Source organism: Pedobacter fastidiosus, from assembly GCF_014306625.1.
Taxonomy (GTDB): domain Bacteria; phylum Bacteroidota; class Bacteroidia; order Sphingobacteriales; family Sphingobacteriaceae; genus Pedobacter; species Pedobacter fastidiosus.
Genome location: NZ_JACRYL010000008.1, coordinates 40,903 through 66,916, shown reverse-complemented (window position 1 = coordinate 66,916; position 26,014 = coordinate 40,903). Strand labels below are relative to the sequence as shown.

The 26,014-nt window shown below is 35.4% G+C and carries 18 protein-coding genes and 1 tRNA gene; 18 read left to right on the top strand and 1 reads right to left on the bottom strand.

Features of this window, described 5'->3' with window-relative positions:
- Positions 1-31 precede the first annotated feature (31 nt).
- Entirely contained in the window at positions 32-247 is a 216-nt protein-coding gene (locus H7U22_RS10345) for a hypothetical protein (RefSeq protein ID WP_187071286.1), read from the top strand.
- A gap of 137 nt (positions 248-384) precedes the next feature.
- On the top strand, positions 385-603 hold the full coding sequence (locus tag H7U22_RS23060) for a PspC domain-containing protein (RefSeq protein WP_248284718.1): 219 nt from the start codon (positions 385-387) through the stop codon (positions 601-603).
- Positions 604-753: 150 nt separating this feature from the next.
- Here the strand turns inward: H7U22_RS23060 and H7U22_RS10340 are convergent, their stop codons facing one another.
- Positions 754-1,407, bottom strand: a complete 654-nt coding sequence (locus H7U22_RS10340; RefSeq protein WP_187071285.1) for an ankyrin repeat domain-containing protein — start codon at positions 1,405-1,407, stop codon at positions 754-756.
- 500 nt (positions 1,408-1,907) lie between these two features.
- Between H7U22_RS10340 and H7U22_RS10335 the strand changes: the two genes are divergently transcribed.
- From H7U22_RS10335 to H7U22_RS10260, 16 genes are all read left to right on the top strand, one after another.
- Entirely contained in the window at positions 1,908-4,502 is a 2,595-nt protein-coding gene (locus H7U22_RS10335) for an FtsK/SpoIIIE family DNA translocase (protein WP_187071284.1), read from the top strand.
- Between the two features lie 60 nt (positions 4,503-4,562).
- Positions 4,563-5,213, top strand: coding sequence for a LolA family protein (locus H7U22_RS10330; protein ID WP_187071283.1), 651 nt, complete (start codon positions 4,563-4,565; stop codon positions 5,211-5,213).
- A gap of 355 nt (positions 5,214-5,568) precedes the next feature.
- Positions 5,569-5,841: a hypothetical protein gene (locus H7U22_RS10325; protein WP_187071282.1), complete on the top strand. Its 273-nt coding sequence runs from the start codon at positions 5,569-5,571 to the stop codon at positions 5,839-5,841.
- Positions 5,842-5,891: 50 nt separating this feature from the next.
- The gene (locus H7U22_RS10320) at positions 5,892-6,656 is read left to right on the top strand and encodes an MBL fold metallo-hydrolase (RefSeq protein WP_187071281.1); all 765 of its coding nucleotides are present in this window, start codon (positions 5,892-5,894) and stop codon (positions 6,654-6,656) included.
- A 56-nt stretch (positions 6,657-6,712) separates the two neighbouring features.
- Positions 6,713-6,796: transfer RNA gene (locus H7U22_RS10315), tRNA-Leu, on the top strand.
- Between the two features lie 69 nt (positions 6,797-6,865).
- Positions 6,866-8,431, top strand: coding sequence for a GxGYxYP domain-containing protein (locus H7U22_RS10310; protein WP_248284717.1), 1,566 nt, complete (start codon positions 6,866-6,868; stop codon positions 8,429-8,431).
- A gap of 68 nt (positions 8,432-8,499) precedes the next feature.
- Complete coding sequence (locus H7U22_RS10305; RefSeq protein WP_187071280.1) at positions 8,500-8,994, top strand: hypothetical protein; 495 nt, start codon at positions 8,500-8,502, stop codon at positions 8,992-8,994.
- Between the two features lie 306 nt (positions 8,995-9,300).
- Positions 9,301-9,903, top strand: coding sequence for an RNA polymerase sigma factor (locus tag H7U22_RS10300; protein WP_187071279.1), 603 nt, complete (start codon positions 9,301-9,303; stop codon positions 9,901-9,903).
- Positions 9,904-9,970: 67 nt separating this feature from the next.
- Positions 9,971-11,116: a FecR family protein gene (locus H7U22_RS10295; RefSeq protein WP_187071278.1), complete on the top strand. Its 1,146-nt coding sequence runs from the start codon at positions 9,971-9,973 to the stop codon at positions 11,114-11,116.
- Between the two features lie 45 nt (positions 11,117-11,161).
- Positions 11,162-14,773: a SusC/RagA family TonB-linked outer membrane protein gene (locus tag H7U22_RS10290; RefSeq protein WP_187071277.1), complete on the top strand. Its 3,612-nt coding sequence runs from the start codon at positions 11,162-11,164 to the stop codon at positions 14,771-14,773.
- Positions 14,774-14,777: 4 nt separating this feature from the next.
- The gene (locus H7U22_RS10285) at positions 14,778-16,208 is read left to right on the top strand and encodes a RagB/SusD family nutrient uptake outer membrane protein (RefSeq protein ID WP_187071276.1); all 1,431 of its coding nucleotides are present in this window, start codon (positions 14,778-14,780) and stop codon (positions 16,206-16,208) included.
- 1 nt (position 16,209) lies between these two features.
- Entirely contained in the window at positions 16,210-18,657 is a 2,448-nt protein-coding gene (locus H7U22_RS10280) for a zinc-dependent metalloprotease (RefSeq protein WP_187071275.1), read from the top strand.
- Between the two features lie 2 nt (positions 18,658-18,659).
- The gene (locus H7U22_RS10275) at positions 18,660-19,196 is read left to right on the top strand and encodes a DUF3347 domain-containing protein (protein ID WP_187071274.1); all 537 of its coding nucleotides are present in this window, start codon (positions 18,660-18,662) and stop codon (positions 19,194-19,196) included.
- Positions 19,197-19,389: 193 nt separating this feature from the next.
- Complete coding sequence (locus H7U22_RS10270) at positions 19,390-20,715, top strand: paraquat-inducible protein A (protein WP_187071273.1); 1,326 nt, start codon at positions 19,390-19,392, stop codon at positions 20,713-20,715.
- A gap of 45 nt (positions 20,716-20,760) precedes the next feature.
- On the top strand, positions 20,761-22,086 hold the full coding sequence (locus H7U22_RS10265; protein ID WP_222621834.1) for a paraquat-inducible protein A: 1,326 nt from the start codon (positions 20,761-20,763) through the stop codon (positions 22,084-22,086).
- A 730-nt stretch (positions 22,087-22,816) separates the two neighbouring features.
- On the top strand, positions 22,817-26,005 hold the full coding sequence (locus tag H7U22_RS10260) for a glycoside hydrolase family 2 TIM barrel-domain containing protein (protein WP_187071272.1): 3,189 nt from the start codon (positions 22,817-22,819) through the stop codon (positions 26,003-26,005).
- Positions 26,006-26,014 lie beyond the last annotated feature (9 nt).

Below are 26,014 nucleotides of genomic sequence, written 5' to 3'. Positions count from 1 at the left end.
ACTTTCTATCCTTTAATCGGTTTTGATAATTATGGAATTCCCACACGAACTTAAAGAACTTTATCCAGGTCAAATTATTGAAGTTAGAGGTAATGCCGATGCTTTAACAGTGATTTTGAGTGCAGATGTTGATATTGAAGCATTTAAAAATGAATTAAAGAAAAAGTTTTCAAATTTAGAAGATCAGCAAATATTGTTTATTAAACATGAGGATAAACAAGATTTTGAGAAATTGATACTAGATTAATGTGCTTTAAAATTTGACGGAGTCTTTAAATTAAAGATTATTTGCCAAATATTATTGTTAAATTAGTTTTGAAAAACGATTTATTATTTTCGCTTTCTTTAATTTTATCTTTGATTGAAATTTAAAATAAGCTTAAAATGTTTCAGAGAATCATAACCTATTTTGAACAGCAAAGTTTTGGCGTATCCACTTATTTAGCCAATAAACTTAACATGAGCACAGCGAAGGTTCGCTTGTTTTTTATCTATTCATCGTTTTTGGCTGTTGGATTTCCCATCTTATTTTATATTCTGGCTGCGGTGGTTCTGGATATCAGAACCTATATGAAAAGGATGAGATCTAGGATTTGGGAGTAAAAACCCCTCCGCCCCTAAAGGGGCTTTTCCTTTCTATTGTTCATAGAAAGTTCTAAAATCTTTCCGTTACGTTTCCATGAAATTTTTACAGCATTATTTGTGCCTTAATTTTACTCCATGCTTTTGTTCCACCTTTAGGGGGCTAGAGGATTAATCTTCTCTTAAAATCTCTGCGATTTCATGAAACCCTTTTTCGGATGCTAAGTCTGCAGGTAGTTTTCCGCCTTCCATTCTTAAAGAAACTTCTGCGCCATGTTCTAACAATAGAATAATTAATTCGATATCACCCAACTGTGCTGCAGTATGTAGCGGTGCTAAACCCGCTTTTTGGCAAACGTTTGGATAAGCGCCATTTTCGAGCAACATTTTAGTAATATTGAAATTATTTGCAGCAACTGCAGAATGAATTGGGAAAACGTTAAATCCATTTTTCGAGGCCAAATTAACATCAGCGCCTTTCAAAACTAAAAATCTCGCCAAATCTTCATGACCGAAATAACATGCCAAACCTAAAGGCGTAAATCCGTCTTCAGAAAAATCATTTATATGGTCAGGGTTTTGAAAAATCAATAATGTCGCTGTATCAAATTTTCCAACTGCACAGGCTTCAAACAAGGTTAAATCATCAACAAATTCTGCTATTAGGTTAGCGATATCTTGTTTTTTATAGTAACAAGCCAGTAATAATGGCGAAATACGATGAGAGGTGTCTGTATTTGCCAACTTGGGGTTACTAATCAAAATTTCTTTAACTGCTTGTAAATTGCCGTTCTCAATTTGTTCTTCGAGTTGCGCTATATCCATGTTGTGAATCTTATTTCAAAAATCGATTTAAATTAACAAAAAATTAATAGAGTGTAAAATTAAGTGCTTAAATATATAGAAGTGAAGTTTGCTAGATGAGTTTGTAAAGTGAAATTAATGTAATGGTTGGCCTTGGTGCATTCAAACCTCGTAGGTTTTGAAAACCTACAAGGTTTACCTATTACAGTAATTTATACATTTTAAAACCTCTGCGTGATGGGTTAGGAATAGCGCTAAGTATTATTTGCTAAATCGTCTATCACCTTAAAATAAAAATCCCGTTTCACCTCTCCAGGTCAAACGGGATAAAACCTAAAACAAAATCCGTTTCATTTGAATAAAACGTAACAACTTTTTGTGCTGTTGAAATAATAGACTAAAAATTCTGTTTAAGGTTTAATAAGTGGCAATTATTTTTTAATTAAAACAGATTGTAAAACTCGTAACAGATATAACTATATATTTTATATTTGTTCAATATTAAAATACTAGGATAGAAAATGTCGGTAAGGGGTAACCAGTTTAAAACCAATACATTCAGAGATAAAGGTGCAGAAAATGCATCAGGCAAAACAGCGTCTAGCCGCCAGCCGAGAGAAAAAAGAGAATATTTACCAAATTTTGATTTGCAGGATGGCCGTGCTATAAAAATTATAGGATTGTTTTTCGTAATCCTTTCATTATACTTTTTAATTGCCTTTACCTCGTATTTGTTTACTTGGCAAGATGATCAGAGTTATGTAATTGATGCGAATGGGGGATGGGGAAATTTATTCAAAACTGCCGATGAGTTAAAGGAAGCCGGAGTAACTACCCCAGTGGTACAAAACTGGCTCGGTAAATTTGGGGCATTACTTTCCCATCAGTTTATTTATGAATGGTTTGGAATTGCCTCCTTCTTATTTGTGCTGGCTTTTTTCATTATCGGTTATAGATTGTTATTTAAAGTAAAAATTCTTTCGATTTCTAAAACTTTAGGATATAGCTTTTTCTTTCTGCTTTTCATCTCTTTAACTTTAGGTTTCGCACATAGCTTCTGGGCAGAATCGCCACATTATTTAGAAGGTGAGTTTGGTTATTGGAGCAATAAATTATTGGGTGCACAAATTGGTGCCGCAGGTGTTGCCGGTTTAATCGCCTTTGCGGGTTTAACGATTTTAATCATCGCATATAACATCGATTTTAAATTTCCTGAACGTAAAGAAAAAGAAGTTTATCTAGATAATGAAACTCCAGATTATGTAAATGAAGTAAGGGCGCAAAATTCTAAAAACCAAGATTTTGATGAGCCATCTTCACCAATCGAGTTTCCTGCTCGGGAAAAGCCATCTTTAAATAATGAGCGGAAACAGCAGAATGTAGTTTTACAGCCAAATCGATACGAAGAAAAGGAGGAAAAAAATGAAATTGTTCCTCCAGTAATTTTATCGCCTTTGGCCACTAATTTACCTTTAGCAACTGCAGCATCATCAATGCCTTTAGTTGTTGAGCCTGTTATTGAAGAAGAAAAAGAACCTACTTTTACCATCCAAAAAACGGAAGAAGATAAAAAATCAGAAGATTTAGTTGAGCAATTTGGCAACTACGACGAAAAATTGGATTTGGCGGGCTATAAATATCCAACAATAGATTTGTTAGAGAATTATGGTACCAATAAAATTTCGGTAAACGCCGAAGAATTAGAAGCCAATAAAAATAAAATTGTAGAAACGCTTAATCATTATAATATAGAAATTGATAAGATTAAGGCGACAATTGGCCCAACGGTTACGCTTTATGAAATTATACCAGCACCTGGTGTTCGGATTTCGAAGATTAAAAACTTAGAAGATGATATTGCACTTTCATTGGCCGCTTTGGGGATTCGTATCATTGCACCAATGCCGGGTAAAGGAACTATAGGGATTGAGGTTCCAAATCAACACCCAGAAATGGTGCCTATGCGTAGTATTTTAAATACTGAAAAGTGGACACAAAATACCATGGATTTGCCAATTGCGTTAGGTAAAACCATTAGTAATGAGGTTTTTATTGCGGATTTAGCTAAAATGCCTCACTTATTGGTGGCTGGGGCAACTGGTCAGGGTAAGTCTGTTGGTATTAACGCAATTCTCGTTTCTCTTTTGTTTAAGAAACATCCTGCGCAGTTAAAATTTGTATTGGTCGATCCTAAAAAAGTAGAGTTAACTTTATTTAATAGAATTGAACGACACTTTTTAGCGAAACTTCCTGGAGAAGCAGATGCAATTATTACCGATACCAAAAAGGTTGTAAATACCTTGAATTCACTTTGTATAGAAATGGATCAGCGCTATGATTTGTTGAAAGATGCGCAGGTAAGAAATTTAAAAGAGTATAACGATAAATTTATCAAGCGCAAGCTTAATCCGAATAACGGCCACCGCTTTTTACCTTTCATTGTATTGGTTGTTGATGAGTTTGCCGATTTAATGATGACTGCAGGGAAGGAAGTTGAAGCACCAATTGCACGATTGGCACAGTTGGCAAGGGCAATTGGAATTCACTTGGTTTTGGCTACTCAGCGCCCATCGGTTAATATTATTACGGGTACAATTAAGGCCAACTTCCCAGCAAGACTCGCGTTTAGGGTTTTATCAAAAATTGATTCAAGAACTATTTTAGATAGTGGTGGCGCAGATCAGTTAATTGGTCGTGGAGATATGCTTCTATCCACTGGAAGCGACTTAATCAGGCTACAGTGTGCTTTTGTTGATACACCTGAGGTGGATAGAATTTCGGAATATATTGGCAATCAAAGAGGTTATTCTGATGCTTATCAACTTCCAGAATATGTTGATGAAGCAGGAGAGGGTACTAAGGCAGATTTTGATCCTAACGAGCGAGATAAGTTCTTTGAGGATGCTGCAAGGCTGATTGTATTGCATCAACAAGGCTCTACATCTCTCATTCAACGTAAACTTAAGCTTGGTTATAACAGAGCGGGTAGAATAATTGATCAATTGGAAGCTGCGGGAATTGTTGGTCCGTTTGAGGGCAGTAAAGCACGTGAGGTTTTATATCCTGATGAATATTCTTTGGAACAATTCTTGAATAGTATGAATAACAAGGATTAGATTAAACCTATACGAAATAATCTACTCTAACGTTTCAAAAGAAAATTTAAAAAAGAAAAGATGAAGAAATTAATTTCAGCATTAATGGTTGTAGTTGCTTTTACAACATCAACCTATGCTCAAACTGATGCGAAAGCTAAAGCAATTTTAGCAGATGTGAGTAAAAAATACAAATCGTACAATATTGTAAAAACTGATTTTACTTTCACTTTGGATAACCCTAAAGCTAAGGTAAAAGAAACACAACAAGGTACTTTGTATGTTAAAGCAAACTCCAACAAGTACAAAGTAGCAATGACTAATCAAGAGTTGTTTAGCGATGGTAAAAGCCAGTGGACTTACTTAAAAAAGGATAAAGAAGTTCAGGTAAGCAATGTAGATAACAGTGGTGATGCTATAAATCCTGCTAAAATATTTACAGTTTACGAAAAAGGCTTTAAATACATTTATACTGGCGAAGAGAAAGTTGGCGCCAAAACTTACCAAATGATTGATTTGACTCCGATAGATGCAAAAAAATCAATTTTTAAAGTACGTTTAAGTATTGATAAAGCTGCTAAGCAAATTGCCAATGTAGTTTTATTTGATAAAAATGGAAACAAATACACTTACAACGTGAAAACATTTTCACCAAATGTAAATGTTCCAGAAACTACTTTCGCTTTCGATGCTAAGAAATATCCAGGTGTTGAAGTGGTAGATTTAAGATAATTAATTTCCGTACATGGAAGTTTAAAGGTTCAGTTGGAAACAGCTGAACCTTTTTTGTTTTAAATGTATAGTATTTTGTCTTGGCCAGACAGGCTTTTTTCTTTTGACAACAAAAGAAACAAAATTGCCGGCTGAAAATTTTTGTATTAAAGTTTATGCTCTGGCTTGGTCACTTCATCCCCAAAAATTTGTTAGGCCGGTTTTAAGCGGAACGAAGATGCACTACTTAGGCTTAGTTGGGCTAATAGCTATAGTTACTAAGGTAGAAAAAACAAAATATCTCAGCTGTCGAAGCCTTTAAAAAAATCATCCCATCTTTTATGATTGCTGCTTAGATTTCTCTAAGTTTGTTCCAATGTCTTTGCCACTAACAAACCACACTTTAGAGAAATTAGAGCAATTGCTTTTGGCAATGGGTTTTAAGGTTCGTTACGAGAAAGGAAACTTTAAAACAGGTTCGTGCCTGCTTGAGCATAACAAAATCGTGGTGGTTAATAAATTTTCTAATTTAGAGGGAAAAATTGCCGCTTTGGTTACATTGGTAAAGCAGACTACTGCCGATGAAAACATGCTTGATGAAAAGCAACGACAATTTTTTCATTCTTTACAACAAACCGAATTATTTTAAATGCAGATGCAAATCGTTGATTACATATTTAGAAAGGAAAGTTTTTTACGATGAAAATTACTTTTTTAGGCACTGGTACATCACAAGGTGTTCCGGTAATTGCTTGTAATTGTGAAGTTTGTAGATCTACAAATAAGAAAGATAAACGCTTAAGAACTTCAATTCTAATCGAAACAGATGATAAAACTATTGTTGTAGATAGTGGTCCTGATTTTAGATATCAGCTTTTGCGTGAGGAGGTTAAAGATTTGGATGCCGTTCTGTTTACCCACGAACACAAAGATCATATTGCGGGTTTGGATGATATTCGCCCATTTAATTACCTGTTGCACAAGGTTATTGATGTTTATGCAACAGAGCGGGTTCAAACGGCGTTGAAAAGAGAATTCTATTATATTTTTGCTGAGACCAAATATCATGGTTTACCACAAATTAATTTACATACGGTAAATAACGGCGAAGATTTTAAAATAGGGGAGCGTACCATAACCCCGATAGAAATTATGCATCATCTTTTGCCAATTACAGGATACAGAATTAACGATTTTACTTACATTACGGATGCAAAAACGATATCTGATGTAACTTTTAATAAGATTAAAGGCACAAAAGTGTTGGTTATAAACGCCTTGCAGAGAGAACCTCATATTTCTCACTTTACTTTAAACGAAGCCATAAATTTTGCAAATAAGGTAGGGGCAGAGGTAACTTACTTAACGCACATAAGCCACAATTTAGGTTTGCATGATGTTGTAGAAAGCGAACTTCCAAGCCATATCAGGCTTGCATACGATGGTTTGAACATAGAAATTTAGCAAACTAAAAAATGGGTATTCCTTAAATCTAAAATTAAATTATATTTGCAACACAAACTCAGGTGGCGAAATTGGTAGACGCACCAGCTTGAGGGGCTGGCGCCTGTATGGGTGTGGGAGTTCGAATCTCCTCTTGAGTACTTTGAGCTCGGCATTCGTCGAGCTCTTTTTTTTTGCCTTATATTTAACAGATGATAAAACTATCTAAAATGCTTAAAATCATAGGTATATTCTTTATTTTGTTCTTTTCATTTCTCTCACCATCTCTGGGTCAGATTAAATGGCCAAATGGTCAGTTACTTCCATCTTTCTCCGCACCTGCGCAGGTTCAGGATTTAATTACGCTGCGTCAAAATTCTCCATATACCTCAGCAGAAATGTACTTATTTGCTTCGCTAAAAGGCATTGTAAATAAAACTAAGCCACGTATTTTTTCTTATGAGGGTGATGCCTTTGGCGAAGGGCCACATACCTGGTTGCAATCTTTGGGTTTGAAATGGTCTGAACCTATAGATAAATGGGATTTAATTAAGAAATATCGAAGTGAAATTTCAGGTTTGATCGTTTATGATCCTGCCCAAACACATACAGTTAACCTAGCCACAGTACTTGCAAAAAGCAAAAATGCACTGATTGCCTCGCCACTATTGTTGGCCAAATTAACTTCTCCCCCTTATAATTTACCTGTTTTACTTGATTTGCAGGGGAAATATAACAGTAAATTGGAAGTTTATCAATCGCTTTACAATGAATATTGGCCTCATCTTGATCACCGCTTATTAATTGGACTAAACCCCAATGCGCATAAAGCGGCTCTTCGTGAATATGCAGTGGCTTTAGGTGTTGGCGTAATATGGCTTGATCCGAAAATAGCTGATGAGAGTGAGTTGCTCAACAAATTTCTTTCTTCTATGTCGCCTGGCTCGAGCTTTATGGGCTGGTGGCCACAAGAAGGACCGGGGGTAGAGCGGGCTTCAAAATATGGTGTTGCAACTATTGCAAGTGATTGGTGCTCTAATTTAACGGTACATAGCGGTACATCCAGAATCGTAAATATAAAACCTATCCCTCCAAAACCAGAACTCAAAAACAAAATCTATGTTGCATTTATATTGAGTGATGGCGATAATTTACAATTTACGGAGCACTTAATGCGCAAGCTTTGGAATAATCCAGATCGTGGTGCTGTTCCAATGGGGTGGACGGTTTCTCCTGCTATGCTTGATGCTATGCCTGGAGCACTTAATTACTACTGGCAAACTTCAACCATCAATGATAATCTAATTTCCGGGCCTTCTGGCTATGGCTATACTTATCCCAATACTTGGTCTGATGAAAATTTACTAAAACAGTTTGTTTCTAAAACTGAGGATTATAATAATCGTGCTGGTTTAAGGGTAATCACGATTTGGAACACAATTGTTGGTGGCATAAACCCAAATGTTGGGAAGGTTTATGCCAGTCAGGCGAAATCATTACTAGGTGTAACGGCTCAAAATACAGGAGGTGGACTTACAATCTACAATAATAGCTTGCCGGGAATGGCACTTACCTGTAATTACTGTACAAATGAACAGGCGATGAAAAATCATATCGCCTCTGCGTCTGCTGGTTGGAATAGAACTTCGCCACGTTTCCTGATTATTCAGGCTCAACCTTGGACAAATATATCGCCAACAAGTTTTAAAAATGTTGCCAACTCACTTAATGATGATTATATAATTGTTCGGCCTGATCACCTTTTCAGCTTATTCGGGAAGAAAATGGCATGGTGATTAATCCAAAATAGGAGTTGCTTGCAATTGAGATAAATAGTGTAGTTTCAAGAAAAGTTTCTACAGTTATGATTAAATATCTTTTGGTTGTTCTACTATTTGGCACCATCTTTTTAAAGGGGTGTACCGTACCTATTGGTATCGATGATCATGATGAGGTTAGAGATTCTGTATCTATTCAGCAATTTACTGGGGCGTATTCTTTTAAAGTAAACAAATATCAAGCAAGTATATTAAAGGTTCCAAATGGATCAATAATTCTATTAAAGATTGCAGCGGATGATTTAAAACAGACAGGGCGATATTGGAAAGGAAATTACTTTATTACAGTTAAGCAATTAGAACCTTTATCTGACACAAATACATTTAAAGGGAGATGGACTTTTTCCAGCCTAAAAGAAGCTAATGGGCAGTTCAGCAACGAAATAGATTTAGAGAGGTTGGGCGAGGGAAAAGTAGGCGTCAGTTTTAGTCTTAGAAAGGACTATGATGGCAATCTGTACATTTATGGCTATGATCAAACTGAAGAGGGTTCACTACGGTTTGAGTTTAAGAAACTATAATTTGTAGCTTTAAAAATAAGTCTGGATTTGGTTTAAAAACGCATAAGGAATTGTTATTGATTTGGTAATCTAAAATGTATTGACCTTGTTTTATCCTTAATGTTAAGTTTCCGGATGGTTTAACCCATTTAAAAGATGATTGTTCTAATTAATATCAGTGCATAATTTTCTCTCTAACAATAAAAAGTAGGTCAATCGATCGATTTTGATTTGATATTTTTTGAAAATTGTGTTTAATATATAATCTATAACTCTTGTTATACAATTTATTAAGTTTTAAGAGCCTTAATTTGTAGATTTGACAAAATGTCGACTGATAATCTGAACGATAGCGAAGAATTAGGATACCTTGAAGGCCTTAAAAGTGGACGAAGGGAATCCTTTGACTTTATTTATTCAAGATATAGCAAGATGCTTCTTCCAAAGATGCAACGGATGATAAAAATCAACGAAATTGTAGATGAGTTGATGCAAGATGTTTTTTTAAAAGTCTGGTTACATAAATCAGAAATCGATTTGAGCAAATCATTTAAGGGTTGGATATTCACCATTGCTCAAAATACAATATATGCATATTACAGAAAACTAGCGCTTGACGTAAAAATGCAACGACATCTGTTAGAAACATTCGCTGAATTTTACGATCAAACTGAAGACTATATTTTCAATAAAGAGCGAATTGCACTCCTTAATAATGCTATCGAAAAGCTTCCAGCTCAACGTAAAGAAATTTTTAAACTTTGCAAAATGGAAGGTAAGACTTATCAGGAAGCCGCTGAAATTCTATCATTAAGTCCATCAACAGTAAGTAATCAATTGGTTAGCGCAACCAAGTATATAAAACGTTATGTCTTTTTCCATTCTCAAGAATTTATTATCTTTTGCGTAGCAGCCTATCTAAAAGGTTAAAATTTAAAAAAAAATTAAGTGCGAATAGTGTGTTCATCCATCTCGTGCATATTATATAATGACAACGATGGAAAAAAACTCTTTAAAACCAGAATTATTCAAGAAATTTATTGCAGAAAAGAGCAATGCAGGCGAGCTTGAGCAACTTTTTAGCTATTTTGGAAATGCAGACCGGCAAGAATTAGAGAATCTGATAAAATCTGAATTTGAAAACACAGAAAAACCATTAGATGTTGCTGGGGAAGAAAGACTAAACGATATTCGTGCTGAACTATCATTAAAACTTTTTGCAAAACCTGAAAACAAGGCTTTGAGATTAGTAAAATCGATCAACTTTTTTCGGATTGCGGCAGCTGTATTGCTCTTTAGTTTTGTTGCGTTTTTTGCTTTAAAATTTTCTTTTAAATCTTCTAAAGTTGTTTCTGGTTCGGCAAAGGCAAGCCTTAGTCTAAACGGAAAACAAATTCGACTTGGGATTGGAAAACCAAAAATTCTCTTGCGTGCAAAAGGGGTTACGGTAAGCACTAAGGCCGATGGTACAATTGTTTTTATGGCTGTAAATGCAGATTCTGTAACTGCATCAAAGCTGAACACTTTAACAACACCAATAGGAGGCGAATATAGAATTGCTTTGAGCGACGGCTCTATTGTAATGCTAAATGCTGGTTCTAAACTTACTTTTCCTACAGGCTTCCGCGGGGCTGAAAGAAAAGTATATGTAGAGGGTGAGGCTTTCTTTAATGTTGCTAAAAACCCATTAAAGCCATTTATTGTTAGTGTTGCTGGTAATGAAATCAAAGTGCTTGGAACACAATTTAACGTAAGTAGTTATCCGGAAGATGAAGGTACAGAAACCACTTTATTAGAAGGTAGTGTTAAATTCTCCAATTCGGATGGTGCCCAAGTGATTTTAAAGCCAAACCAGCAAGTTTATGCGCACTACGGAAAATTGGATTTACGTAATGTTTCTGCAGATGATTTTAACGCATGGACAAAAGGTGAGTTTCTATTTAACGATGTTTCGCTAGCTACTGTAATGCAAAAGATAGCTAGATGGTACAATGTAGAAGTAGATGCAGAACACATGCCGAAAAAGAACCTTTATATCAGAATATCCCGTAAGGCGGATATTGATGAGGTTTTAAAAGTGATTTCAAAAGCGACAAGTTATGAGTTTGATCTAAGTGGGAATAAGATTGTAATTAAAGAGTAAAACCTTCCCGTCGTCGTCAATTAACAACCAACCAAACTAAATTTTATGACAAACCATTACTTTCGCCACGTCCGATTTGGATGCGGATATTTATTGAACTGGCTCACTGTGCTGTGCTTAGTCCTATTGTGTACTTCGGTGGCAGAGGCACAAAATATTCAGTATAACTTTCATCAGGCTCCGTTAAATACAGTTATTTCGCAGATATCTTCTAAAACTTCTTATGAGTTTGTTTATGATGCAGAACTTGTAAAAAAGGCAAAGCCAATTAGTTTTAGCCTATATACATCCGACGTTAAAGAGTTGATGGATGCTGTAATTAAGGGGCAGGCTTTTACTTACGAAATTAGTAACAACAGAACAATTGTATTAAAAAGTCCGGATGCTATTGAAGAGGAATACATTCTTCACGGCATGGTTACCGATAGCTTAAGTTCGCCATTGCCTGGTGCTTCGGTAAAAATAAAAGGAACCAATAAGTATGTTATAACCGATGGAAACGGGCACTTCAACCTAAATTTAACCAGCCGTTTTAACACTTTGGAGATCAGTTATATTGGTTATTTATCGAGCACTCAAAAATTTGATAGAAATTCTGCCTTAAAAGTGGTAACTGTTAAATTAATGGCCAATGCTTCTTTATTGGCAGAAGTGGTGGTAAATGGTTATCAAACATTAAGTAAAGAGCGTTCTACAGGCGCATCAGTAACAATTGGTGAAAATATACTTAATCAGAACATTCCTGTAGATATTTTAAGTGCTTTGGAAGGACGTGTTGCAGGTTTAGTTTATGTTAAAAATCCAAATGGAATTGGGGCGGATAGACCTGTATTAAGGGGGCAGGCTACTTTTTCACTAACTGGAACTACTAGGGAGCCTTTAGTTGTTATTGACGGACTTCCATCTGAAACTGCTCTGGAAGATATAAATCCTTACGATATTGAATCTGTTACGGTACTAAAAGATGGGGCAGCGGCATCAATTTATGGGTCAAGATCAACAAATGGTGTAATTATTTTAACCACCAAAAAAGGAAACAATCCATTAAAGATTTCACTTAATTCAGATTTTTTTATTGATACCAAACCTGATTTTAGCAGTATGCATTATGCATCAACAGCTGATATTGTAGATTTTGAAACCGACGTTTATAACAAGGAACGTGCTCGCTACACGACTACCGAATCTATGTTTGCAGCATATGGTACAGTAGCAAACGGTTCTATAAAATATTATACTCCTCTATATCAATTATATAGAGATAGAGATGCTGGAAAATTAAATACAGATCAAGTAAACCAACAATTAGCATCATTTAAAAATGCCGACTATTATGAGCAGTACAGGGATAATGTTTGGCAAAATGCTTTTCGTCAGCGTTATAACTTATCGATGAGTTCGGCAAGTGCAAAATCAAATACTTTTGCTTCAATAAATTACGATAATTCTGCAGAACGCGTTATAAACAACGATGATCAAAAGATCAGTCTTTACTTTAAAAATACCTATAATATTAAAAAGTGGCTTACCACTACATTAGGCTTTAATGGTGCTTATTCAACTTCGGTAACAACAGATGACTCTTACAATTCATATACCGGCATTCAACCTAGGTATGCTTCTATTGTTAACCCTGATGGAAGCCTTTTGTATGCTGATTATGTTAATCTTGCAGATGGTATTGCAGGTTCTGTTATCAATGCAGCTGTTTCATCAACCTTAAAGAATACTTCGCAATATCGATCTTATCGCTTTAATATTTTGGAATCTTTAAATGAAGGACAAACCAAGGCAAATACAGTTTCTTTAAGAGCTTTTGCTAACATACAAGCTAGAATAATGGATGGGCTAAGCTTCTCCAGTCAATTTCAATATGAAACTGGCACCACCAAAACAGAGCAATATTACGATGTAAACTCATATAAAATGAGAGCTGCATATAATGCTTTAGTAGGTTTTACTCCATCTACAAACGCTTACACGTATGGGCTTCCCACGGGCGGAAGATTAAGTCAGGGGATGCTACAGAATAATTCTTACACCTTCAGAAATCAATTAAGTTTTGATCGATCATTTGGCGGAGGGAAACATTCCATTGCAGCCGTTGCAGGGATGGAAATGAGACAAACTTTCACACCTATCGGGATCACGGATATTAGATATGGTTATGATCCGGTTACGCTAACTTCTACATTGATTAATAACGCAAGTGTTTCTCAAACAGGTTTACCAAGCTATATTTTTGGAGGTAACAAAACTCTTGGGGTTGCTGGTCGCTCTTTTCAAGAAGAGAAACATAGAAATATCTCTAGTTTTGCTAATGCGGGGTATACTTATTTAAACAGATATAATGCAACAGGGAGTTTCCGGATAGATCGTGCTGATTTTTTTGGTGCCGATCCGGAATATAAAAACAGACCGTTATGGTCAGTTGGTTTAGGATGGAATGCCAGTAATGAAGCCTTTTTAGCCTCATTAAAATGGATTAACTTATTAAAGTTGCGGGCAACTTATGGAGTTAATGGCAATCAAAATACGACTACATCCACTAAATTTTTAACTGCAAGAAGAGTAAATGATAATCTTTTTCCTTCACTGCAATATTTAAATGTTTTGGGTTTACCGAATCCAAAACTAAGGTGGGAAAAGACAGAGACTTACAATGTTGGGATTGATTATGCATTTTTAGGCAATCGATTAAGAGGTAGTATTGATGCCTATGATAGAAAAAGCACCGATCTCTTGGTTACGGCAGAGCTAGATCCAACGGTTGGAGTAGCTTCTAGAATAATTAACAATGGTGTTTTAAGAAATAAGGGTATTGAATTTACTTTAGGTGGAGATTGGCTAAAATCGGGCGATTTAATCTTGAGCTCGCAATTCGTTATTGGCTTTAACAGAAGTAAAATTGGGCAAGTTAACAGAACTGCTACTATGGCTTCAAGTTATATCGGCTCGCCATCTGATTATTATGAAGAAGGAACGGATTACAACACCGTTTATGCTTACCGATACGGAGGAATGGTTAACGGTTATCCCTACTTCTTAGATGAAAATGGTAAATCGACTCTAGATTTTGATGCAAGTGGAAATCCAATTGTAGCGAGCAGTAGAGATATAAATAATCTTAGTGCCTTAGTTAAAATGGGTACTTTGATACCTACTTATAATGGATCATTTTCTCAGCGAGTTTCTTACAAGAATTTTGAGCTAAGTGCATTGCTTATTTTTTCTGGAGGTAATGTGATGAGAAAAGATGTAACCAGTTTAAGCTCTAATGAAATTACTGATGTAGACATTACTCAAAGGTATAAAAACGGCATAACGCCAGAATTGCCAAGATTACTGGTTGATTATTCGGAAGCTATGATAGGTAGAGCATCTTCTATTTCTTCCATGTGGCAAAGCGCAGATGTAAATGTTATTAAGGCTGATTATATTAAGTTGAGAACGATTTCACTTGCCTATAATTTACCAAAACAGTTAACAAAAAAACTTAATATTCCATCTGCAAAATTTACAGCCCAGGTAAATAATTTGTGGTATGCAAGCGCTGCTGGTGATGATATAGATCCAGAATCTTATTCGCTTAACACAGGAATAAGAACACTTCAAAATCCTAAATCCTTTGTATTCGGCTTAAATCTAACCTTTTAACAAAATGAAAAAAAATATAGCTTTTATAGCACTAATAGCCACCTTTTTTACGCTTGCCGGGTGTAAGAAATATACCGATTTAACCCCAAAAGGATCTTTAGTTGTAGAAACTGCACAAGATTATTATGAACTGGTTTCCTTTCCAAACCGAGCATACACCATTACCAATTTTCAATACTTGGTTGATGATATGTGGTTTAAGGAATCGAATGTTATCGGTATTACGCCTAACATTAATACTGTTCATTTTCTTTTTAACGAAAATATTGATCGCGTATCATTGATCAATTCTTCTAATTTTTACGAACGTTGTTATCTATATATTAACCGCTGGAATACCATTATTTCTTCGGTTGATGAAAGTAAGGGCGATGCCAATGTAAAAGCTTTAGCCAAAGCTGAAGCTAAAGCGTTAAGAGCATTTGATCACTTTTTGTTGGTTAATGTGTATGCAAAAGGCTATAATCCTACAACTGCTGCCACCGATGGCGGAATTTGCATTATGGACAAATATGATTTAGAAGCTCAACCTGTAAAATCTACCGTTGCAGAAGTTTATGCTTTTATTCAAAAGGATTTAGACGAAGCAATTCCTTATTTGCAAGCGCAACCTGCAGATCCTTACCATCCATCTTTAGCCTTTGCGTGGGCATTAAAAGCAAAGGTTCATTTGTTTAAGAGAGAAATTGCTCAGGCGAAACAAGCCTGCGAAATGTCGCTTTCTTACAACAATCAGATATTTGATCTGGTTAATTATACCACAAAATTGGGTGGACCAACGGTAACACCGATTGTTGCTCCGAATAATCCAGAGGTATTAAGTTATATGTACATTCAAGGTTATAATGAAACAAACTTTGGTTACAGTTGGCCAATCAGTCCTGAATTAAGAAATTTATTCGGAACAAATGATGCTCGTTTTAATATGTTTTTCAATACAACGAGTGCAAGCTTTTTAGATATTGGTTCTGGTGCTGCTTATTACAGCATCGCTTATACCAGATTCTTTTATCCAACAGCAGGACTAAAAACGACAGAAGTTTACTTGATGCAGGCGGAATGCTTGGCCAGAGAAAATGATTTAGCTGGTGCAATGGCCGTAGTGAACAAACTTCGAGAAAAGCGGATTTTATCTGGTAGCATCATTTTATCTGTTCCTGCAACTAGAAAGGAAACGATGGACATCATCATTAACGAGCGCAGAAAAGAAATGTTTCTTGGTTTTAATCGGTTTTTCGATTTGAAAAGGTTAAATACTGAACCAGAATATGCAAAAACCGTAACCAGAGTTTATCCTTTGGTTAATAAAACCGTGCCTCAGCAAACCTATACGCTTTTGCCAACATCGAGGTTATATGTAATTCCGTTTCCACTTAACGTACTCAAGAAAAATCCAAATCTTACTTTAAATACCGACGAAAAACTTCCGTTTTAAGATGAATATTAAACAAATTATACTACCGATTGTATGTGTTTTCTCTTTAAGTACACTTGCTCAAAAGCCAATTGTTAAGCCAGATAGTTCGGCTAAAAAGGTGCCATTGGATTATACCAAAGTAATTCCTGCAAGTGCAATTGGACAGGATGGACTTTTTAATGTTAGGCAAGTAGATCAAAAGTGGTTTTTTGAAGTGCCAGATAGTTTATTGGGGCGTTACTTACTTGCTGTAACTAGATATGTGGCCACTCCACAAGGGTTTGGTAACTTTGGAGGTGAAAAAGTAAACGAGCAAACGTTATATTTTCAAAAAGGAAACAATAACAACCTCTTTTTAAAAGGGGTTGTTTATCGCCAAGAAACTAAAAACTCTGCTGATCCACTTTATCAAGCCGTAATGCAATCGCAGGAAAGTCCAATTATTGCAAGTTTTGATATTAAGGCCAAAAACCCGATATCAGGCAATTATGTGATCGACGTAACGGATTTCTTTAAAAAAGATGTTCCGGTTGTTTCAATTCCTGCTGAAGAAAAAAATTCAAAAAAACTGAATGGATTGGCTGATGATCGTTCTTTTATTGAGCGCATTTCTTGTTACCCAATCAATGCAGAAATTAGAACTACCAAAACTTATGCAAGCGCCGGACTTGGGATTCCTGCTGGGGCATTAACTGGTGCAGTTACCATTCGTCTTAATACATCTTTCATATTGTTGCCAAAAGTGCCAATGCGAAAACGGATTTCAGACGAAAGGGTAGGCTATTTCAATAACAAATACATTCTTTTTGATGAAGCCTATCAGCGTACGCAAACTAAATACTTGGTTCAACGTTATCGTTTAGAACCCAAAAAAGAAGATCTTGATAAGTACAAAAAAGGAATTTTAGTAGAACCTCAAAAGCAAATTATTTACTATATCGATCCATCCACACCAAAGAAATGGAGACCTTATCTTATTCAAGGGATAAATGATTGGCAGAAGGCTTTTGAAGAAGCTGGTTTTAAGAATGCTATTATTGGCAAAGAATGGCCAGAGGCGGATACAACCATGAGTTTGGAGGATGCCAGATTTTCGGTAATTAGATATTATGCCTCAGAAACGCCCAATGCTTACGGACCAAGAATTAGTGATCCACGGAGTGGAGAGATTATGGAAAGCCATGTCGGTTGGTATCACAATGTGATGAAGCTCGTTCATAACTGGTACATGATCCAAGCTGGGCCATCGGATATAAGAGCTCAGAAAATGCAATTTGATGATGAATTGATGGGGCAATTAATACGCTTTGTTTCTTCGCATGAGATTGGACATACGCTTGGTTTAAAGCATAATATGGGTGCAAGCAGTCAAACTCCTGTAGAGAAACTACGAGATAAAGCTTGGGTAGAAAAAAATGGTCATACGGTTTCCATTATGGATTATGCTCGTTTTAATTATGTTGCACAACCAGAAGATCATATTTCTCCGAAGGGGATTTATGCGAGAATTGGCGCTTATGATAAATGGGCAATTAATTGGGGCTATCGATATTTTGATCAGGAAAAAGATGAGTATGATGAAGCAAAATTGTTATCCAAAATGACAACCGATATCTTAACCAAAAATCCAAAATTATGGTTCGGTGGTGAAGGCAAAGATGAAGATCCAAGAAGCCAATCTGAAGATTTAGGCGATGATGCAATTGTGGCGAGCGATTATGGGATCAAAAATTTAAAAAGGGTAGTTGCAAATTTAGTAAAATGGACCAAAGAACCTGGTGATCAGTATGATAATTTAGCCGAATTGCATAAGGAAGTTGTTAAGCAATATGGCCGATATCTATATCACGTTATGAAAAATGTGGGCAATCGTTATGTTACTAAAAGAAGCGTTGATGAAAAGGGAGTGGTTTATACTGAAATTCCAAAAGAAAAGGTTAAGCGTGTTGTAGGCTACGTTGGTCGCCAGCTTTTTGATGCACCACTTTGGATTTATCCTACTGAGATTTCGCAATTAATTGACGTGAAACCAATGGAAGAAATTTCAGATCAGCAAACACAGATTTTGAATATGTTCTTAAGTCCTGGTTTATTATTTAATCTTAGTCAAAAAGCTTTAAATTCTACTAATCCTTATCCTGTAAGTGAGTTTTTAAATGATATTTTGCCAACGGTTTGGAAGAAACCATCAATGGACCCCAAGCGAGATGCTTATTTAAGAAGTCTTCAACGATCATATCTTGAAAAAGTAGGGATATTAATCAATCCTAAAGATATTGCAGATGGAAAAGCGATGAATAGCGCTCAACGAAGTGATGTTAGGCTAGAAGCTATTAATCACCTTCAAGCCATCAGAACAAAAGTAGAAGAAATTTTACCTCAAACCACAGGTATTAATGAATTACATTTGAAAGATATTCGTACAGAAATTGATAAAATTTTAAAGAAAACAACCCTAAATCCATAGAAATGAAAAATTATGTATTGGCCATTTTTATGGTCTTTGGTATAGCAACATTTACTGCAACTGCCCAAATTAAAACATCGGTTCAAGAAGTAGCTACGCCAGAATTGGCACAAAAAAGAGAGGGACTTAAAAAGCTCATCATTGCAAATTACTTGGGGATGAAAAATAGTCTAGTTATTTCTGATGTTAAAAAAACATCGAGTTTCGCTACAGAATTTGCAAATACATTAGGGCAGTTTAAATTTAAAAAGTTGAGCTTAGAAGAAATGAATGCATCAACTTCTGCAAGAGAAAGCATTACAGCCTTGGCAAAGCACATTGCCGAAAGTGCCTCAATAAACGAGCAAAGAAAAGATATGGAGAAATTATCTGAACAGTTTTGGGTTATTATTGATAAGGTAAAACCAGAAAAAACCATTCTTTACCGACAAAAATGCCCAATGATGGGAACAACTTGGGTAAGCGATGAAAAGAAGATTGAAAACCCATATTATCCCAAAAATATGCTCACTTGTGGGGAGGTAGTTGCAGTGAAATAGATTTTATAATTAGTTAATGATTAATGCAGTATGACGGATGTCTACTGCATTTTTTGTTTTTAAAGCTTTTATAATTTCATTTTTGAATTAAGAAGCTTAGAAAATTTTCATTCTTATTAAAACTATTTTCACAAATCTTGGTTTAATGAAATTGATTAACAATTAATTACATCCTTCGTAATCTAGATTAACCTTGACAGCAACAGAAAATACTGAAACAAAACATAAATCGATTTTATCAAAAATCTTTTTAATATTAGGTTTAACGCTGTTATTGGGCGTAGAAGGCTATTACGGTTATCAGCTTCACACGCTTTCCAAACAGCAGGAAGTACTTAAGCACGATTACTCCGAGATGAATAATATTACTTTCGGGCTATTCTCTGTAGATCAATGGCGTGATGAAGTTGCAGGAATAGTGAAGCATCAGGTACGAGATTTTAAAATGACACCAAAACAGAAGAAAAATCTTCAGGTTGAGGTTGAACAGATCATTCTTGCATTAATTAACAAAGCAGAAGCTATTGTTAACAAGCCTCAAAAATCTGTTGGTGGAAAATTAACAAAATTTGCAGTAAGAAATTTTGTTGATACTGATGATATTAAAGCTCAAGTTCCTGGTTTTGCAAAAACAATTATTGCTCAAGTAGATAACCCAAAGAATAAAAAGCAACTGAGTAAAATGGCTTTGGGTCAGTTTAATGCACTGCAACAAACTAAAGATATTGATAGCACTTTAACGGTGAAAAATACGATGGTTCATCAGATGTATAAGAAATATCATGTTTCTTCATCTGATCAATTTAACAGTAAGCTTACTGCATCTCTTGATCGTATCCGGACAACCACTTACTATTATTCTTTCGTTATGCTGATTTGCATATTAGTTGTACTTACCTTATGGTGGATTTTAAGGAAACGTGTAGACCTGCATGCCACCTTATTTATCATGTCGTTAATGTTTGCTTTTATTCTGCTTGCGATTGGCCTAACGGCATCGATGATCGAGGTAGATGCTCGAATCAAATCTTTAGATTTTGTTCTGTTGGGAGAACACGTTGTCTTTAAAAATCAGGTTCTGTTTTTCCAAAGTAAGAGCATTTTGGATGTTGTTGAAGTGCTGGTCAAACAGCCTGCTATCGATTCAATTTTAGTGGGTATTTTAATTCTGGTTTTTAGTATTCTTTTTCCAGTGATGAAGTTAAGTTCTACCGGAATTCACCTTTTAAGTAAAAAGAAATTAGCCGAAAATAAGGTTATTAAATATTTCGCTTTTCAATCTGGTAAGTGGAGCATGGCAGATGTAATTGTTATCGCAATACTCATGGTTTATATTGGTTTAAATGGTTTGCTAGAAAGTCAATTAACCAACTTGAACATTAAAAGCGATTTTCTAACCATCATTACCACCAACAATACCGCTTTACAGCCCGGATACATCATATTTATAAGTTTTGTACTGTATGGACTTATTTTATCTACCATATTAAAGTTTATTACACCACACGATTCGCATTAAAATGTGATTCGAACTCATTGATTTATAATCTAATCTGCAATAACATTGACAACTCATATAAAAGATAAGCCAGCTAAAAAAAACACGCTGTTTAATATTATACTCATTCTTGGATTAAGTATTTTGCTTTGTGGTGAAGCTTATTATGGCTATCGCCTGCGTCAAAATTCCATAGAGAGAGAACAGATTAAGGAAGATTATAGCATGGTAAATAATATAACCTTTGGTCTTTTTTCGGTAAACCAATGGCGAGATAAGATTTCTGAAGTTGTAAATCATCAGGTAACTGATTTTAGCATGACGAGTAAACAGAAAAAGGAACTTCAAAAAGAGGTTGAACTGCAGCTTCATGGCTTAGTATCGAAAACATTTGCAGAAATTAATAAGCCGCAAAAAACCCTTAAAGGTAAATTAACAAAGTTTGCAGTTAAACAGTTTGTTAATCCTGATAAGATCCAAGCTCAGGTACCATCTTTCGCTAAAACAATTATTACCAAGATTAATAGTCCGGCAAGCACCAAAAGACTTAAAAGTATTGCGACTAGTAAGCTAGATCAGCTTGAAAAGGAAACTTATGATAGCACAGAAATTGCCAATAATGCGGTTACAAAATATATCGCAAAAAAATACCATGTTTCTGATCCAGTCGAATTTAATGATAGAATTAATACCCAATTGGCCCTGATCAATAATGCTACCTATAATTCATCATTTGCAATGCTTGGATGTGTAGCTATTGCACTTGGCCTTTGGCTAATTATGCGTAAAAAAGTGCACCTTCAAAGTACGCTCTTTGTAATGTCGTTACTTTTTGCGTTTGTACTTTTGGCAGTAGGAACAACTGCGCCAATAATTGAAGTTGATGCCCGGATTCAAGCTTTGAACTTTACACTTCTTGGCGAAAAAATTGCATTTGAAAACCAGGTATTGTTTTTTCAGAGCAAAAGTATCTTGGGTATTATCCAAGTATTAATCCAACAACCAAAGCCAGACTCCGTTGTTATAGGGTCACTTATTTTATTGTTTGTTATTGTTTTGCCAATTTTAAGACTGATTGCAAAAGGAATTCATATTTTGAGTAACGATCAGCTTCGCCAAAATAAGGCATTAAGATACCTATCTTTCGAATCTGGTAAATGGGATATGGCTGATGTAATGGTTGTTGGAATTTTAATGACCTACATAGGTTTAAATGGTATTTTAAAAAGCCAGCTCTCCAATTTGGAAATTCATAACGATGTACTCAATACTATTACTGAAAATAACACATCACTCCAACCTGGCTACTTTATTTTTGTAGGTTATGTGGTATTCGCAATAATACTATCCGTTATATTGAAGCGCATTACGCCAAACGATACCATTTTATAAACCTAAAAGCACGATTACCTAACTTGAGTTTTTCTTGATCTCAAAAGAAAATATGATTAGACAATTTTCTTAAAAATAGGTTTTGGATGTGAGAGGATAACTGAAATTATTTCTCCGGAATGGAAACTGCAGATTTTATCTTTTTTTTATATCCTGTGATAAAAGAATTAATCAGATTTGAGAAGAGTTTTTTCTTCTCGGTTACTAATCCACCAAACTCTTGATACTTGTGGATTTCCGTCTTCAGATTATCCCATATTTTTTTTTGTCTTTCATATCTATTCCTCCTTATCAATAGTAATTAGCTTAAAATAAGCCTCTTCTATTTAACCTATTGCAAATGGCAAGCCACAAATATATAAGTGCAGGTTAAAGAGAGTAGAGGTGTTAATTTAAATTTACGGTGGGGGCAGGAATAGATTTAGTACTAAATAGAGTACGCTAAATAGTGCTAAATCTTTTCAAAATCGATGTTTGGTGATTTAAGATTTAAATCTTCACCTTCATTTTTAAACAGACTCTGTAAATTTCTCAATGGAATTTGAACAATATGTGTAAAATATTAACAAAAAATGTACTTTAGTAAATCTATTAAAACGATTTACTAAGAAAAATTTAATCTGTTTATTTGGTAGGCAGATAAACATGATTTAAACCGTCTATGCCATTAGATTTTACTTTAATTAATATTTTGTTTTAACAGATTATAACCAAACCACTAACACACATTATGAGCAAATTTTACTTTAACAGTATTTTAAAGGCTTTCGTTGTTCTCGCCTTAATCAACATTAGTGTTGCAAGAGCACAACATAAGGAAGGCAACTTTCTTTCTAAACAGGATACGGCTTCAGTTCCAAAAGAAATAGAAGATCCAGAAAATATTGGCATTAATAAAGAAGCCTCACACGCCACTTTAATGCCCTATGCAAGTTTAAAGCAGGCACTTGTAGCTAATAGACACGCATCTACCTTCAGTACAAGCTTAAATGGCATGTGGAAATTTAATTGGGTAGATTGGCCTCAAAAACGCCCTGTAAATTTTTACAAACCAAATTATGACGTTTCTGAGTGGAAAGAAATTAAAGTGCCCTCAAACTTTCAGATAGAAGGATACGGTACGCCTTATTACAGTAATTATAATTACATCTTTCAAAAAGATTTCCCGAGGGTAATGAGTACACCTCCAGAAAAGTTTACGGCTTATAAAGAAAGAAACCCTGTTGGAAGTTATCGTCGTGATTTTACCATTCCAGCAAATTGGAAAGGGCGTAAAATTTTTATCACATTCGATGGTGTTGATGCAGGATTTTTTATCTGGGTAAATGGCCGTAAGGTTGGTTATAGTGTAAATAGCCGTAATGCTGCGGAATTCGATTTAACAAAATATCTACAACCTGGAAAAAATATGCTGGCCGTAGAGGTTTACCGCTTCACCACGGGAAGTTATCTTGAAGATCAAGATATGTGGCGTTTGAGTGGTATTTTTAGGAACGTAACGCTTTGGAGTACACCACAAGAGCATGTTCGAGATTTCTTTGTGAAAACCAATCTAGATGAACAGTTTAAAAATGCCGAAGTTGCCGTAACCACCAAAATAAAAAATTACGGTACATCTATAACCAAGCCTAGAATTGTTGAAGCTTCATTGTATAATGGTGATGTTTTGGTTGCTGGTTCATCAAATAAAAAAACTGTACGTGCTTTAAAGCCTGGCGAAGAAGTAATTGTCGATTTGAAATTGAAAGTGACCAATCCAGAAAAATGGACTGCTGAAACTCCAAAACTTTACACAACGGTAATCAAGCTTAAAGAAGGAATTAAAGATGTTGAGATTCTTAGCTCAAAAACAGGTTTCCGCAGCGTTGAAATTAAAGGTAGACAGTTTTTGGTGAATGGTGTTGCAATTAAACTTAAAGGTGTAAATCGCCACGAAAACTGGCCAGATGTTGGTCATGCTGTTACTGAGGCTCAAATGATTCAGGATATTTTGTTAATTAAGCAGGCAAACTGCAACCATGTTCGTACTTGCCATTACTCTGATGACCCACGTTGGTACGAACTGTGTGACGAATACGGTCTTTATCTGGTAGCCGAAGCAAATGTAGAATGTCACGGTGCAATGAACGAATTTAATGATGAACCAAGAATAAAGGCTGCCATTATAGATCGAAATGTGGCCAATACAGAAAATTTCAAAAATCATCCATCGGTTGTTATTTGGTCTTTAGGGAATGAAAATGGGAGTGGTGGCGTAAATTTTAGAGCTGCATTAAAGGCAATAAAAGAAATAGATTCTACACGCCCAACGCATTACGAAGGTTTTGGAATTGGAAAAGGAAATCCGGCAGATATTGATAGCCAAATGTACACTGATGTTGCAAGCTTGGAAAGACACGCCAATGATCAGAGTTTAAACAAACCGTTTTACTTATGCGAATACGCACACGCGATGTTCAATTCTATGGGTTCGGTTGATATTTATAACGATCTTTTTGATAAATATCCTGCTTTATTAGGTGGCGCCATTTGGGAATGGCAAGATCAGGGAATTTACAATAATAGAGATCCTAAACATCCAATTACTGCTTTTGGTGGTGGTTTTGGCGAGTATCCTAACGATCAATATTTTATCCACAAAGGAGTTGTGTTTTCTGATAGATCTTTAAAACCGCATTATCCAGAACTTAAACACGCTTATCAATGGATCAGTATTAGAGCTAAAGATCTAAAAAATGGAATCGTAACCATCAAAAATCGTTATCAGTTTACAAATACCAACACTTTCACAGCAAAATGGGAACTAACTGAAGATGGTAAAAGGCTTGCTTCTGGTTTATTTGCTACAGGTTCCATTAATCCAGGAGAAGAAAAAGATTTAAAAATCCCTTATAAAGTTAGTCCGAAAGTAGGGGCAGAGTACTTCTTGAGAGTTTCATTTGATTTATCTAGCGATAAAAATTGGGCTAAAAAAGGTTATGAAGTTGCTTCTCAACAGTTCGAACTTCCAATTTCTATTCCGGCTACAGCGGTTGCAGTTTCTGGCAATTTAGGATTAGACGATTCGAAAGATTTTATTCGTGTAAAAGGAATTGATTTTGCCCTTGAATTTGATAAGACTAACGGAACTTTCTCTAAAATGGAGAAAAATGGAAAAAATGTTCTTCAGGATAAAGGTGGCCCAATGCTTCATTTGTGGCGTGCACCGCACCGTAAAGATGATATGTGGGCTTACGACGATTGGATGAAAAAGGGTTTAAAATCTATAAAATGGGTAACTAATGATGTTAAGGCAACTCAATTAAGTACAGGTGTTGTAGAAATTAAAGTAAGCTTAACCGGAACCGGCAAAGACGATTTTACCATTCATCACAATGTGGTTTACACCATCAATGGCAATGGATTGATAAATGCCGAAAATGATGTAGATTTTAGCGATCCAAAACTCATTCTCGCCAGAATTGGCGTTCGCCTTTTCCTTGATAAAGATTTGAACAACTTTGATTATTTAGGTCGAGGACCAATGGAAAACTATGCGGATAGAAAAAGTGGATTCGACATTGGTCATTATTCTAGTAGCGTAATTAAACAAATGACTCCTTATGAGAAACCAATGGAAAGCGGAAACCATGAAGATGTACGTTGGGCAAATGTAACGGCAACAAGTGGATTGAGCGTAAGCGTTAAACACGGAAAAGACTTATTTCAAGTTGCGGCATTACCTTACAGTGATGAGGAAATGGAAAATGTAGAATATAAAATTGATCTACCTAAAAGTAAAGGCACAGTTTTATGCATTAGCCACAAAACCTTGGGTGTAGGTTCCTGGGGCTGTGGTCCGAAACCATTAGAACCTTATTTGGTTTATGCAAAGCCAACCTCTTTCAGTTACCAGATTTTACTAACCGATAAAAAATAATTTTTATTT

Excerpts from the sequence above, each read along its gene's own strand:
- H7U22_RS10295 (WP_187071278.1), top strand. The coding sequence starts at position 9,971 with ATGGAAAAAAACTCTTTAAAACCAGAATTATTCAAGAAATTTATTGCA.
- H7U22_RS10285 (WP_187071276.1), top strand. The coding sequence starts at position 14,778 with ATGAAAAAAAATATAGCTTTTATAGCACTAATAGCCACCTTTTTTACG.
- H7U22_RS10275 (WP_187071274.1), top strand. The coding sequence starts at position 18,660 with ATGAAAAATTATGTATTGGCCATTTTTATGGTCTTTGGTATAGCAACA.
- H7U22_RS10290 (WP_187071277.1), top strand. The coding sequence starts at position 11,162 with ATGACAAACCATTACTTTCGCCACGTCCGATTTGGATGCGGATATTTA.
- H7U22_RS10335 (WP_187071284.1), top strand. The coding sequence starts at position 1,908 with ATGTCGGTAAGGGGTAACCAGTTTAAAACCAATACATTCAGAGATAAA.
- H7U22_RS10280 (WP_187071275.1), top strand. The coding sequence starts at position 16,210 with ATGAATATTAAACAAATTATACTACCGATTGTATGTGTTTTCTCTTTA.
- H7U22_RS10310 (WP_248284717.1), top strand. The coding sequence starts at position 6,866 with ATGCTTAAAATCATAGGTATATTCTTTATTTTGTTCTTTTCATTTCTC.
- H7U22_RS10345 (WP_187071286.1), top strand. The coding sequence starts at position 32 with ATGGAATTCCCACACGAACTTAAAGAACTTTATCCAGGTCAAATTATT.
- H7U22_RS10340 (WP_187071285.1), bottom strand. The coding sequence starts at position 1,407 with ATGGATATAGCGCAACTCGAAGAACAAATTGAGAACGGCAATTTACAA.
- H7U22_RS10330 (WP_187071283.1), top strand. The coding sequence starts at position 4,563 with ATGAAGAAATTAATTTCAGCATTAATGGTTGTAGTTGCTTTTACAACA.
- H7U22_RS10305 (WP_187071280.1), top strand. The coding sequence starts at position 8,500 with ATGATTAAATATCTTTTGGTTGTTCTACTATTTGGCACCATCTTTTTA.
- H7U22_RS10320 (WP_187071281.1), top strand. The coding sequence starts at position 5,892 with ATGAAAATTACTTTTTTAGGCACTGGTACATCACAAGGTGTTCCGGTA.
- H7U22_RS10300 (WP_187071279.1), top strand. The coding sequence starts at position 9,301 with ATGTCGACTGATAATCTGAACGATAGCGAAGAATTAGGATACCTTGAA.
- H7U22_RS10325 (WP_187071282.1), top strand. The coding sequence starts at position 5,569 with ATGTCTTTGCCACTAACAAACCACACTTTAGAGAAATTAGAGCAATTG.
- H7U22_RS23060 (WP_248284718.1), top strand. The coding sequence starts at position 385 with ATGTTTCAGAGAATCATAACCTATTTTGAACAGCAAAGTTTTGGCGTA.
- H7U22_RS10260 (WP_187071272.1), top strand. The coding sequence starts at position 22,817 with ATGAGCAAATTTTACTTTAACAGTATTTTAAAGGCTTTCGTTGTTCTC.